Annotated in this window: 18 protein-coding genes; 6 read left to right on the top strand and 12 right to left on the bottom strand. The window is 63.3% G+C overall.

Features of this window, described 5'->3' with window-relative positions; translation table 11 throughout:
* Window positions 1–66 precede the first annotated feature (66 nt).
* Window positions 67–270 (bottom strand): DUF6086 family protein, encoded by a 204-nt coding sequence (locus ACTWQA_RS57570; protein ID WP_443167244.1) that lies wholly within the window; start codon window positions 268–270, stop codon window positions 67–69.
* 313 nt (window positions 271–583) lie between these two features.
* On the bottom strand, window positions 584–1411 hold the full coding sequence (locus tag ACTWQA_RS57565; protein WP_443167242.1) for a hypothetical protein: 828 nt from the start codon (window positions 1409–1411) through the stop codon (window positions 584–586).
* A gap of 132 nt (window positions 1412–1543) precedes the next feature.
* Here ACTWQA_RS57565 and ACTWQA_RS57560 point away from each other — a divergent pair, with 132 nt between their 5' ends.
* The gene (locus ACTWQA_RS57560) at window positions 1544–1864 is read left to right on the top strand and encodes a DUF433 domain-containing protein (RefSeq protein ID WP_443167241.1); all 321 of its coding nucleotides are present in this window, start codon (window positions 1544–1546) and stop codon (window positions 1862–1864) included.
* Window positions 1861–2226 (top strand): DUF5615 family PIN-like protein, encoded by a 366-nt coding sequence (locus tag ACTWQA_RS57555; protein WP_443167240.1) that lies wholly within the window; start codon window positions 1861–1863, stop codon window positions 2224–2226. Before ACTWQA_RS57560 ends, ACTWQA_RS57555 begins: the two co-directional genes overlap by 4 nt.
* Before the next feature lie 80 nt (window positions 2227–2306).
* Here the strand turns inward: ACTWQA_RS57555 and ACTWQA_RS57550 are convergent, their stop codons facing one another.
* Both ACTWQA_RS57550 and ACTWQA_RS57545 read right to left on the bottom strand, forming a co-directional pair.
* Complete coding sequence (locus ACTWQA_RS57550) at window positions 2307–2735, bottom strand: MmcQ/YjbR family DNA-binding protein (protein WP_443167239.1); 429 nt, start codon at window positions 2733–2735, stop codon at window positions 2307–2309.
* Window positions 2736–2805: 70 nt separating this feature from the next.
* Complete coding sequence (locus tag ACTWQA_RS57545) at window positions 2806–3345, bottom strand: DUF1990 family protein (RefSeq protein ID WP_443167238.1); 540 nt, start codon at window positions 3343–3345, stop codon at window positions 2806–2808.
* A 135-nt stretch (window positions 3346–3480) separates the two neighbouring features.
* On the opposite strand from ACTWQA_RS57545, the gene ACTWQA_RS57540 reads away from it, so the two are divergent.
* Window positions 3481–3864, top strand: coding sequence for a VOC family protein (locus ACTWQA_RS57540; protein WP_443167237.1), 384 nt, complete (start codon window positions 3481–3483; stop codon window positions 3862–3864).
* A gap of 158 nt (window positions 3865–4022) precedes the next feature.
* Here ACTWQA_RS57540 and ACTWQA_RS57535 read toward each other — a convergent pair whose 3' ends face one another.
* Window positions 4023–4958 (bottom strand): quinone oxidoreductase family protein, encoded by a 936-nt coding sequence (locus ACTWQA_RS57535; protein WP_443167236.1) that lies wholly within the window; start codon window positions 4956–4958, stop codon window positions 4023–4025.
* A gap of 104 nt (window positions 4959–5062) precedes the next feature.
* On the opposite strand from ACTWQA_RS57535, the gene ACTWQA_RS57530 reads away from it, so the two are divergent.
* Window positions 5063–5542, top strand: coding sequence for a MarR family winged helix-turn-helix transcriptional regulator (locus ACTWQA_RS57530; RefSeq protein WP_443167235.1), 480 nt, complete (start codon window positions 5063–5065; stop codon window positions 5540–5542).
* A gap of 255 nt (window positions 5543–5797) precedes the next feature.
* On the opposite strand, the gene ACTWQA_RS57525 is transcribed toward ACTWQA_RS57530, so the two are convergent.
* Both ACTWQA_RS57525 and ACTWQA_RS57520 read right to left on the bottom strand, forming a co-directional pair.
* Window positions 5798–6211, bottom strand: coding sequence for a type II toxin-antitoxin system VapC family toxin (locus ACTWQA_RS57525; RefSeq protein ID WP_443167234.1), 414 nt, complete (start codon window positions 6209–6211; stop codon window positions 5798–5800).
* On the bottom strand, window positions 6208–6468 hold the full coding sequence (locus ACTWQA_RS57520) for a CopG family transcriptional regulator (protein WP_443167233.1): 261 nt from the start codon (window positions 6466–6468) through the stop codon (window positions 6208–6210). The genes ACTWQA_RS57525 and ACTWQA_RS57520 overlap by 4 nt, the downstream gene beginning before the upstream one ends.
* Before the next feature lie 717 nt (window positions 6469–7185).
* Here ACTWQA_RS57520 and ACTWQA_RS57515 point away from each other — a divergent pair.
* The gene (locus ACTWQA_RS57515) at window positions 7186–7416 is read left to right on the top strand and encodes a DUF433 domain-containing protein (RefSeq protein ID WP_138672249.1); all 231 of its coding nucleotides are present in this window, start codon (window positions 7186–7188) and stop codon (window positions 7414–7416) included.
* The gene (locus ACTWQA_RS57510) at window positions 7413–7649 is read left to right on the top strand and encodes a DUF5615 family PIN-like protein (protein ID WP_443167232.1); all 237 of its coding nucleotides are present in this window, start codon (window positions 7413–7415) and stop codon (window positions 7647–7649) included. Before ACTWQA_RS57515 ends, ACTWQA_RS57510 begins: the two co-directional genes overlap by 4 nt.
* Here ACTWQA_RS57510 and ACTWQA_RS57505 read toward each other — a convergent pair.
* The 5 genes from ACTWQA_RS57505 to ACTWQA_RS57485 all read right to left on the bottom strand — a co-directional run bounded on the left by ACTWQA_RS57505 (window position 7618) and on the right by ACTWQA_RS57485 (window position 11289).
* Window positions 7618–7905, bottom strand: coding sequence for a hypothetical protein (locus ACTWQA_RS57505; protein ID WP_443167231.1), 288 nt, complete (start codon window positions 7903–7905; stop codon window positions 7618–7620). The genes ACTWQA_RS57510 and ACTWQA_RS57505 overlap by 32 nt on opposite strands.
* A 302-nt stretch (window positions 7906–8207) precedes the next feature.
* Window positions 8208–8546, bottom strand: a complete 339-nt coding sequence (locus ACTWQA_RS57500; RefSeq protein ID WP_443167230.1) for a hypothetical protein — start codon at window positions 8544–8546, stop codon at window positions 8208–8210.
* Complete coding sequence (locus ACTWQA_RS57495; RefSeq protein ID WP_443167229.1) at window positions 8543–8827, bottom strand: SMI1/KNR4 family protein; 285 nt, start codon at window positions 8825–8827, stop codon at window positions 8543–8545. The genes ACTWQA_RS57500 and ACTWQA_RS57495 overlap by 4 nt, the downstream gene beginning before the upstream one ends.
* Window positions 8828–9153: 326 nt before the next feature.
* Window positions 9154–9768 carry an LppU/SCO3897 family protein gene (locus ACTWQA_RS57490; protein ID WP_443167243.1) on the bottom strand — a complete coding sequence of 205 codons (615 nt, stop codon included), beginning with the start codon at window positions 9766–9768 and terminating at the stop codon, window positions 9154–9156.
* A 1095-nt stretch (window positions 9769–10863) separates the two neighbouring features.
* Entirely contained in the window at window positions 10864–11289 is a 426-nt protein-coding gene (locus ACTWQA_RS57485; RefSeq protein WP_443167228.1) for a hypothetical protein, read from the bottom strand.
* Window positions 11290–11590: the final 301 nt, after the last annotated feature.

Here is an 11590-nt window from a genome sequence, read left to right as displayed (position 1 = left end):
GGGTACGGCTTGCGCTCGCTCACCCGGCTATCCCAGCACAGGGCAGCCCGCCGACGGGCGGTAACGCTACAAATCCATCCGATCACACTGCGACATCATGGACTTCGCCTCGCGTAACGCCCTCTCACACTCGTCGCTCTCCATAGGGCCGAGTCCTGTCGGTAATCCCGTCTCGGGGGCAAGAGCCTCTGCTGATCGCATGAATAGACCAGCGACTCCGTTAGAGGGGTTCCAGAGGACTTGATCGCCAACCTGGAAATACTGGCTCATGTTCTCCTCGTTCCACCGCGGTCTGGCGTCCTCGACGTCAGAGACGCCGTCCATCCAGACTTGACGTCTACGATCATTGGACGAGGCCACGCTGCCCGTGCAACCTGGGGCCCTTCTCGCGCGCCCACCGCTCGTGCCGCGACGTTGGGCCGGACATGGTGTGCGGGCTGCCGTCGATGTCGACCCAAGCTGACAGCGCGGGTTCGATTCCCGTCACCCGCTCTCACTACGAAAGCCCAGGTAGACTGGTGGATTCGGTGTCTGGACCTTGGTCGTATGCGAGCTTGTTGGATCTTCGCGGGCCACTAACAGGCTAGGCGTTCTTCCTGGGCCTCGCTCGGGCTTGGGTCTCCACATCGGGATGAGGATCCTCTGCGAGAACCGGCAAGACGGCTTCCGGTGTGGTGGGCCATGTGGCCAGCCACCATCGCACGTTGACCGAGCGATCATGGGCAAGGCGCTGCAGTTCGTCGTGAGGGAGTCTTCCCGACTGCACTGCGGCCGCGCGCACGGCTGCGGACTTGTCGTTTGCGAGAAGGCGGTGTCGATCTATTGTGGTGAGTGGGTTCTGAGTCGTGCCGACGCGGACCTTGGGATCGGCGTCGGTCATCAGAATGGCGAGGATGTCTGGGGCATCGGTGTGCGCTGCCAGGCTGGCTCGAACGTTTGGAGAGCGGTCCCCGGCAAGTACCGCGTTGGTCTCCTCATCCAGTCCTCGCCTCTCAGCGAGCAACCGGCGCAGATCCTCGTCCGTGGACCGGCAGATGGCACGGTGGACCGCGGCATCGGCGGCGGGATGGTCCGGCAGTGACCATCGGACCGACCAGTGAGGATCTTCCACCAGGGCGACCAGCACATCAGGTGGACAGGTGGGATTCTCAACAAGGATCTGACGGGTCTTCAGGTCCGAATCGCCGGCGAGTGCACGAAGCAAGCCGACCGGCGCGTCGCTCCGAGCCGCCAGAGCACGCCTGACCGTGCGGGAGGAATCTGCCGCCATGGCTTCGAGAATCTCGTTGGGTGTGCTGGGATCGCCTGCCACGGCCAGCCGGACCTCGACCTTCTTGTCACGGGCGCGTACATCGAGGTCAGCCTTGCCCGTACCGCTATCTGTTTCCGGAGCCCTTGATCCTTGCTGCACCGTTCAGTCCTTCCTCAAAGTGAGCAGCATCATCGCAGCCGTCCCCACAGCGCGAGCGCCAGAGCGCACGTCAGGCTGAAAGCGCAGGGCTTCCCTCACCCGCTCCACACGCGATGCCGTCGTCATGATGGCGTGGAGGAGTTAAGCGCGTTGCCACCGGCGGGGTATCTCGGTCGCTCCCTCCTGGCCAACCTGGCAGTATCAGCAGGGGAGGGAGACACCCTGAACTTCGATCGGATCACTGTCGAGTCTGACAAGCTCGAGGGTAAGCCCGCCGTCCGTGGTCTGCGCATCACGGTGGAGACGGTGGTACGGCTCGTCGCCGGCGGATGGACCTTCGGCGAGATCCTCTCGGACTATCCGGACATGGAGCGGGAGGACATCAAACAGGCGCTTGAGTACGCAGCAGCGTCAACGAATGTCCACGTCTACCGTCTCCGCGAGCCAACGTGAACTTCCTGGTCGATGAGAACCTCTCACCCCGCGTCGCAGAGCTGACCAAAGCTGGTCACGATGCGGTCCATGTGCGCGATCTCCAGGTAACGAGCGCACCCGACACCACGATCATGCAACTTGCCGTCGCGGATGGCCGGATCATCATCTCCGCCGATACCGACTTCGGCGCGCTCCTGGCCCACGCCCGCGCAACCGAACCCTCCGTAATCCTCGTGCGAGAACTGGTGGAGCTTCGTCCACCCGACTTGGTCGACATCATCTTGGCCAATCTCGAGGTTCTCGAACAGCACCTACAGACAGGCGCAATCGCGGCGTTCTCCACCGGAGGTATCCGTGTCCGCGCGCTGCCTCTGCGCTGAAGCGAGCATGATCCACGTGCCAGATCCGTGCCAGAACAGACGGGCACCCAAGGCCATTCACGGATACTCACGGTCACTGATCATGCCGGGGGATGTTCGCGGAGCCAGGCTGCCGCTCTGCGAGCTGATGCGCGGGACAGCCACGCGTCCTGGACCATCTCGGCCAGCTCGTTCCGGGTGAGCTCGCCGATTCGACTGGCCCGCAGCAGCACCGACGGGTGACCATCGAAGTGCGCGGTGGTGAAGAACTGCGACCTCTCGTCCTGAACCAGCGCCTGCTTGTCCGCCTCGGACTCAACCCAGAAGACGATCACATCCACATAGCGCTCCCCGGTGTCAGGGTCGACCGCGTCTGGCCGTGGGTTGCGGAAGAAGATGAACGACTTCCCGCCCACTTGGTAGACCGGATTGCCGCCGGTCCCGTACTCGACGGTGACGTGCGGCATGGCCAGAGCCAGTTCGTGCACGTCCTCGACGCGGGCGGGCCGGCTTCCGTTATCGTCAGACACAGCCCCAGCGTAGGCGGCTCCCGGTGGAACACCGGGCCATGCTGCACGTGTATCGCGTCATTGCCAGAGGTCAGCGCTCATCACGAAGGGCGTCGATGTAGCGGTCGGTGACCAGGCCCTGTACCTTGCGGGTCATCGGTCCGCCGAGACGGCTGAGCAGGCGGGCAGGACGCGAGAACGCGCGGATGTTGAGCCAGACCTGGTCCTCCGGGGTCCGTTCGACGAAGAATGCTTCCTCGCCGCATTCGGGGTGGCCTGGAAGAGTTCCGTAGGCAAACCCACGACGGTTTGGCTCCTCCATCGCGTACACGACGCGGCACGGCGCGCTGATGCTCAGCCAACGCCACCCGATGGTCAACAGGACGACGCTACCGGGGACGGCTACGGGGGCGGACGTGGTGACACCGAGTCCCGCTCGGCGGTGCATGTCCCAGTGGGACAGCGCGCGTGCAGCCTGTTCGAAGGCGATTTGGCCAACGCCCACCAGTGCGCGGCGATAGACATGGTGGTAACCGGCCGGAAGCGCGTCACGCGTGGCGCCCTGTTCTCGGTAGGTCAGATCTGCTCGCCGTAGTGCTGTACCGCCGCGCGACGCACGCAGGATCCCCATGACTACGATTCTCCCGCGCGACCCCGACCGAAGAACAAGCCAGTCCAACATCCTCAGCCGCCGCAGCTGGGGCGTCCAGCGCGTCGACCGGCGCACGGTCATGCAGATGAGCGCGCACGCCGGTAGTTTGCAGGCATGGCTACACATTGGACGCTCGGTTGCGACGCGGCCGACCCGCACAGGATTGCCGCGTTCTGGGCGATCGCACTCGGGTATGTAGCTGAGCCGGGGTACGACGACCCAGACGGTGCTTCCATCATCGATCCGGACGGCGTGGGTCCGGCCATCGGCTTTCTCAGGGTGCCTGAGGGCAAGACAGCCAAGAACAGGATGCACATCGACATCCGGGTGGCAGGCGAGCCGCCCTGGAACATGGCCGAGCATGAGCAGCTCATCCGTGCGAAAGTAGCCGAGCTGGTCACCGCCGGGGCTACGGCTGTCCGCGAGGAGTCCTACGGTGAGCACCTTGGTCATGTCGTGATGCTCGACCCAGAAGGCAACGAGTTTGACGTTGCGTGATGGTGGAAGCACAGAAACCCACTGCGGTGTCCGGCCCATAGATCGAGAAAGAATCGCAGGGCGCCACGAGAGATGTCCATGTAGGTCTTCATCGAACCCGTCCGGCGGCCCGGGGGCTTGTGGTAGCCGACAGCGCCCCGGGCAGACCCGGATTGGCGTCATCCGATCCGGACGATGCTCTTGCCGCGGGTCGCTCCGCCGGCGAGATCGGCGATCGCGGTCTCGACGTCGGCCAGCTCGTATTCGGCGGTGATGTCGATGCCGACCTTGCCGTCACCGACCAGTTCCAGCGCGCGGCGTGCGCTGTCGGCGAGCCGCTCGGGATGGGTCTGGCTGAGCAGGTTGCTGTTATAGGTCAGCATCGACGTGCCCTGCATCAGCAGATCGTTGGCCGAGACCGAGACCGGCTCGAAGGTGGCGATGTTGCCGTAGACCACGATCCGGCCGTGCGGTGCCAGGCGTTCCAGGTTGGTCAGCCGGGTCTGTCCGCCGATTGGGTCGAGAATCACATCGAAGTGCTCCCCGTCCAGCACTTGGGGGAACTCTTCGCGGCTGAGCACCTGGTCATAGCCGACCTTCCGCGCGTAGTCGACCTGCCCCGGGTTGCCCACGACGCCCACGACTCGCCCCGCGCCGGCGGCCCGGGCGAACTGCCCCGCGAGCATGCCGACCCCGCCGGCTGCCGCGTGGATCAGGACGCTCTGGCCCGGTTGGACCCCCGCGACGGTGTTGATCAGGTCATAGGCGGCGGGGGTGACCCAGCCGAACGCGGCGGCGGTCCGCGAGTCCACGGTGGGCGCCGCGATCGCCAGCGCCGAGGAAACGACGACGACGTCCGCGAAGCCGCCTGAACTGGTCAGCGCGATGACCTGCTCACCGACGCGTGCCGGATCGACACCCTCGCCGACCGAGATGATCTGCCCGGATGCTTCGAAGCCGGGCACGAAGGGGCGAGGAGTCGGGAAGTGGCCGTCGCGGATCAGCACATCCCCCCACTGGACGCCCGCGTAGGCGACGCGGATCGCCACCTCCCCGTGCCCCGCGGTGGGCTCGGCGATCTCGGTTACACGGAACTGGTCGTCGGCGGCGAGCACGACAGCCTTCATGGTTCACAACCTTCGTGGTTGAATCAGTATCCTGATACTCAAAAGCTAGCGAGTCTCAGGATGCTGAGTCAAGTGAGGAAGCTGTGACAGCCATGGCCGACATGACCGCCGAGGAATACCTGTGCACCAGGATCCGCCGCGCCGAACAGGCCCTGATGGCCCATCACGAAGCCGCCCTGCGTACCTATGGGCTGACCATGACCCAGTACACGGTGCTGCTCACCCTCTCCCGCGATGACGGCATGTCCGGCGCCCAACTGGCCCGCGCCTGCGGCGTCACCCAGCAGAGCATGGCCACGGTCCTCACCGGCATGCAGGCCAAGGGCCTCATCGACCGGCAGCCATCGCCCGTGCACGCCAAAGTCATGATCGCCACCCTCACCGACACCGGCCAGCGCCACCTCAACGGGGCCTACCAAGAAGTCAACGCGCTCGAGAAAGCCTTCATCGACACGTTCACCCCAGTCGAGCACCGGCAGTTCTGCGACCTCCTCGATCGAGCCACCGAAACTCTGATCGAACAGACCCCCCGACCCGCCAAGTCACCATCCCCCCGCCCCCCATCGACCTGAGCCGAGCCGGGGAGAACCGCTGCCCGCGAACGTGTTACATCCCGTGTCCGCGGCTGGGGAAGGTCTTCTGTCCGCGAACAAAAGAGTCCTCAAGCTGACAGCGCGGGTTCGATTCCCGTCACCCGCCCCAAGCGAGAAAGCCCACGTAGGCCGATGGATCCGGTGCCTGAGCTTTGACGTTGTCCAGGGTTGTTGATCCCTGTGCGATTAGGCCGGGTGATCACCCTGTCGGAACCAGTGGGCTTGGAGCACGACTCAGACCTTGATGACAGTGACGCGTGCGCCACACAGGGCGGCGAGGTCGTCGGGGTCGGACGTGAGGACCGTGACGGGACCTGGAGCAGCGAGGGCGGTGGCGCTGATCATGGCATCGATGGCGTACTTGTGCCCGTGCAGGCTGGCATCGGACAACAGCGTGGCGGCTTGGCGGGCGATCGGTTCGGTGACCGGCTCGACGACAAGGCGGGACAGCGTCCACTCCAGGGCCGGCCGGTTGACGCGGGGGTGGACCACCTCGACGAGGGTGGCGGCAGAGGTGATGACGCGAAGGTCGTCGGCACGGGCGAGAGCGAGCCATGCCGTGACCGTACGGTCGCGCAGGACGGCCTTGGCCAGTCCCTCGCTGTCGAGGACAAGGGTGCCGCCGGGAGCAGCTGGAGAACGGGTCACGCGGCCGCCCCGCCCTTGGCCTGTCCCCGCCGGACCTGGTGGAGTTGGTCGCGCAGCGCCTGGACCTCGTCGTCGGTGATGGGGCCGTGTTCAGCCTCGGCGACCTGGATGAGTTCGTTAAGGTTGTCGCGCTCGATCTGGCGGGCGACGGCGGCGGCGACATAGGCGGACAGGCCGGAAGGGCCGCTCCGGGACCGGGCGGCCTCGGCGATGTCACGCGGCATGGTGATCGAATACTTGCCAGTAGGCTCTGTCATGCTCTCTATCCTACCTCGAATCCTCCTCGGTGCCGTGACCGCCTTGTTAGCGTCGAGGGTCGCCGTCGGTGGGTTGCGCACCGGCGAGGGCTGAGCGCTCTCTTACAAACGAGGGTCAACTGGCTTGCCTTCGGGACGGCGACTCTACGAATCCGCTGCGCGGGCTGGGATGCAGGAGGTGCTTCTGTCGGCATGACGGCCACGGGCTCCCGGTAGGTGGATTCGTTCCAGCACCAAGATCACCGCCTCGTGCAACTCTGTAGGTACGACTCCGATTGCGATCACCAACAGCGCGACACCACGAGGGGTGCGGCCCACTCCGTGAATTCACGCTTGCGGCGAGGGCCTCTGGCTCGGAGATGATCGCGGCACGGCCAAAGGGCCGTACATCTGAGCTGAGGTGGAAGGCCGTTGACAGGGTGCCTGCGTCGCGCGAGAAGCACCAGCTTGCGGGCTGATCGTCGGGCCCTTGGCAGGCCATTAAGAGGAGCGACGAGTGGTTAATCACGGTCACTCAGGACCGGCTTCCTGCCCAGCTCAGCACCCCATCAGGCAGTTCCCAAGCTGACAGCGCAGGTTCGATTCCCGTCACCCGCTGCACATGTGATGTTCTCGTCATAGAGACGTCCCGGACTTCGACCCGCTGCTTCCCTGCGGCGTATCTCGGGTCGCTCCCTCGTGACCAACCCGGCAGTATCAGGAGGGGAGGGAAACAGCATGAACTTCGATCGGATCACCTTTGAGCTCGACAAGCTCGAAGGCAAGCCCACCATCCGTGGTCTTCGCATCACGGTGGAGACGGTGGTACGGCTCGTCGCCGGCGGATGGACCTTCGACGAGATCCTCTCGGACTACCCGGACTTGGAGCGCGAGGACATCAAGCAGGCGCTTGAGTACGCTGCAGCGTCAACGAATGTCCACTTCTACCGTCTCCGAGAGCCAGCGTGAACTTCCTGGTCGATGAGAACCTCTCACCCCGCGTCGCCGAGCTGCTGACCAAAACAGGGCACGACGCGGTCCACGTACGTGATCTCCAGGCAACGAGCGCACCCGACACCACGATCATGGAACTTGCCGGGATGGTCGCCGTGTCGAGCCTGGGTTCCGTAGGTGGCTGGGATGATCAGGCAGGGGGTTGCGCGCGGTGCGCTACTCCAAAAACGTGCCATCCGGACGCATGATCTCACCGCGTATCAGAGGCTTGAACGCCGACCAACCACCGTCATCGACTGCGACCATCATTCGCACGCTTCCGTCGCCATCGGGCAGGACGGAGGCAACGACACTGTAGGTGCGACTGTCCTCCCCGACCACCTCGCGGAGATCTCGTTCGCCGTTCCGCTCCATCTCAACCAGCTCGCCGTAGGTGGCGGCAGTCTTCCACTCGGTCATCCGCTCATCGGCCAGGTGCGCCGCGATCTCCTTATGAAATGCCATGTCAGCCCCCCGATCGTCGTGTCATTAGCGTGCCATTAACCCCGGTGACGAGGGGTCAGCCACGATCACTCACGACCAGCCCGATACCGCCGATGACCAGGCAACCCGAGGTGTGGCCCCTGGGATAGCTGCAATTCCCAAGCTGACAGCGCGGGTTCGATTCCCGTCACCCGCTCTCAGCGTGGTAGCCCGGGTCGGATTCGAAACCCGAGACCTGGGCTTTCTTGATCGCCTTTGGCCCAGATCTTGGTGGAAACGCTCCTCCTGAACTCGGCCGCGTGCTCGCTTACCAAGCCAACCCGTCAGTCATCGGACATGTGACGGCGCTCCCAGATGCCGGCCCTCCTGCCCTTCACCCATGCAGGCGGCGCCCACATGCACGGTTCCTCCTCTTCTCCGATGGTACTCACCGCGATCTCTGCTTCATCTTGCGGCGAGACCTCGAAGTAACCGTCATAGAACGGTTCGGCGAAGTCGCGGGCAATCGACTCCGCGAGCCACGACGCGAAGGTGATGTCCTGAGGGAAGAGCGCGTGATCCAAGCAACACAGATTGGGGTCCCATCCCCACATCGCGCCCTCGGGATCGCGGCAATCCAGCAGTGACGCGATTGCACACCCCCAGTCCAACAACTGGATCATGCCCGCGCATCGTCCGTAGGACTCGGTTCGAAACGCAAAGCCGATTCAGTGATGTCCGCGAAGATGTCGCTTTTCCAGAAGTCATAGCCCCGTACACCGATGATGCCACCGCGCGGACCGAAACCTCCGTTCCCCACCTCCAGATACAACCGCCGTAGCAGCGGAGGAAGCGGATAACCGATGGCCTCTTCAGTCTCAGCGACCGCCTCGGACGAGGCCGCCGGTAGTACATTGGGCCCAGGGGCTGACAGTATCGCTTCGAAGATCTCGTCCTCGGTCATGATCTGCACTCCGCGTACGGGGACCGCTGGAGGAAGAGCCAGAAGTCGTCTAGGTCCATTAGGCTGCATGCTGTCAGCTTCGACCGACAAATGCCACAACACAGAGGCATCGACCGCGTGCCAGATCCGTGCCAGAACGAGCGGCGATCAGCGGTGAATCACGGGGACTCAGGGGCACTAGACCAGCCTCGACCTGCACGCCCGTTTTCCCAGCTCAACACGGCAAGATTAGTAGATGGTTCCAAGCTGACAGCGCGGGTTCGATTCCCTCACCCTCTCTCAGACTGAAAAGCCAGGTCGTCCGCGCTTCATATCCGCTGAAGAGGTCATCGTGTGCGGACTAGACAAATCACGTTGGCTTGCGCCTCTGGATGTTCGCTGCTCCAGTGGCTAACCATGACCTCATTCTGGGCGCATCGACTGTTGGCCGGCGACTCGGAATCCAACTCTGCACGGGTCGCGACGGTCTTCTTAGTGATCTTCCATGCAGCAGTTGCGTCAGCACACGGGACCACCTTGTAGTCCGTGTAGGTGCCGCCGGTAACGCAGTCGTTTACCTTAGCGGCTTGGTAGAAGTCGACTGCTGGGGAACTAACATCGTCGGCTTCCGCTTTGGCGTGCTGACTTGCTGCCACGGTAGCAGCCCATGCTAGGCAGTAGACGGTCGCCTTGGCATTGTCATCCCCTTCTGAGTAGGCGGTAGTCCTCTCGCCCTCGGGGCAGATGTCGCCGCCGTTGGCCATTCTGGAGTCAAAGGTGGCCATGGTCATGTCGGTGAAGACATGTGTGATCCTCTGGATCGCATCTGGGTCTGTACAGGCGACAATCTCGTGCTCTGTGTTCTTGCCCGCCTTTAGACAGTCGCCGGGTTTGGCGTTCTTGGGTATGCCGGACTGGTCCGGCATCTCAGCCGAGACAACGGTGCGCGTGACTTGGCGCATCACGGCGCTGACGGCGAGCAGCGATCCTGCAACTAGAACGGCAATCCCAAGTACGATGAGCGTGATCCCTGGAGGGCGAAGCCGTCTACGACGGACGGGATATATCGTAGGCGCTGTCCAGGTCTCAGGAAATTGCCCGCTGTCACCTTCGCGCGGTACGGACTCTTCCGGCTGCGACGGCTGATCTCCGGGGGGTGTCGACACGCAGGGGTTCCTCTCACGATCACTTAGTGCTCAGTCAAACGTTCCGATGACCAACTGAGGTTCCAGCTATACCAGGGGCAATTTCAGGACCGACGATGGGACTGGCGTTGAAGATGTATCGTTGTGTCCCTCGGCGTGTCGGCCGCGTGTCTCTAACAGGAGTGATCTATGCGATCTCACGGGGTCTCGCAATGGAATTTCACACTCTGTCATTTCGGATAAGCCATCAGTCACTTCCGGCGGACATCGGCCAGTTCTCGAACCGGCAGCGCGCCGTGTAGATCAATCCAGATTCTGCCAGTGTTTTCCCTGGTCAACAAGGTAGGCGAATGGTTCAACTCGCCCCTCGTGCAGTGAAACCCTTCCTCGGCGACCTCGTGCCCGTTGCGTGCCCGCTCGTAGGGCGATCAGCGGGAACTCAGGGGACCTCACGGTCACTCGACCGGCATACGCGCAGGTCAGCGTTTCCCTAGCTCAAGCCGTGTGATCTTGAAAGAGTTCCCAAGCTGACAGCACGGGTTCGATTCCCGTCACCCGCTCTCAGTAGGAAAGCCCAGGTAGATCGATGGATTCGGCACCTGGGCTTTGATGTTGTACGAGCCTGTTCGATCTTCGCGGGCCTTAACGGGCCAGCAGCTCTCGATCACCCTGCTGGGATCAGTACGCCCGCCGTGCCCTCGTCATCGTCACCGTCACGTGCGCCGCCGAGTTGCACTTCCCCTCGGGAAGAGCAGGCGATCCGGACAGGCTGGTGGGGGCTACCTGACTGCGCTACAGGAGCCCTCACCGCCCAAGACGCGAGGGCATGAGTTCCCGGTGTTGATCAGCCGCGTTGCCGCCGGCCCTTCCAGCCTGAGTCGTTCTCGCACCCGGTCGTGTTCGTGCCGCGCGCTATTGGAACGCTGCCAAGATATCCATGGTTGAGTCGTCCTCAGAATTGCTGATCGTGAGATAGACGACTTCGCTGCCCCATTCGGTGCTCACGCCGTCGAGGCCGTCGACGCACCGGACGCATCCCTCCTTGTACGGTTGATCGATGCGACTCCAACCCTTGGCCAGGAATTTCTCGAATACCTGCTCACTGGTCATCGTGCGACTCGCTGTGAAAGTTAGAAACCCACCGTAACCAGAATCGCAGTCGTTCTCTTCTGCGAGAGTAATGGCGACAGAGTCGGGGAGAAGCCCTGACACGATCTGCTTGAGATCTCTGATCTCTTCGTTCGCTAGCGTGCGGCACATAGGCCCACAGCCGGTCATCGACACGGCTAAGGCGACTCCTGCTGCGAGGGCGGCACAGGTTCTTGCGGGGCCGTTCATGAGTTGTCTTACTCCTAACGTTCCTGGGCGGGCCTCAGCGATAAGTACCGGCCAACACCGTCCGCATCAGAGGTGGAGTCACATCCATGGTCATCGTAGATACGGAAGGTACCGAAAAGGGGCCAGCGTCGGCGCGAGTACCCATCGGTGTTTGGCCCATGCGGAGTGGCTCCAGAGAGCAATCGTCAAGACCTGTGGATCAAGTTCTTAAGCGGCTGCCGATGAAGGCTGCCCCTCAGGGCGTTCGACGAGTTTGCCGTTGACGAACGTCGCCCCAGCGCGGACCAGCGCGACGAGATGC

Source organism: Nonomuraea sp. 10N515B (genome assembly GCF_052245915.1).
In the GTDB taxonomy this organism is placed as follows: Bacteria; Actinomycetota; Actinomycetes; order Streptosporangiales; family Streptosporangiaceae; genus Nonomuraea.
Note: the sequence above shows the minus strand (reverse complement) of the source record. Positions and strands in the feature narration are given on the sequence as shown.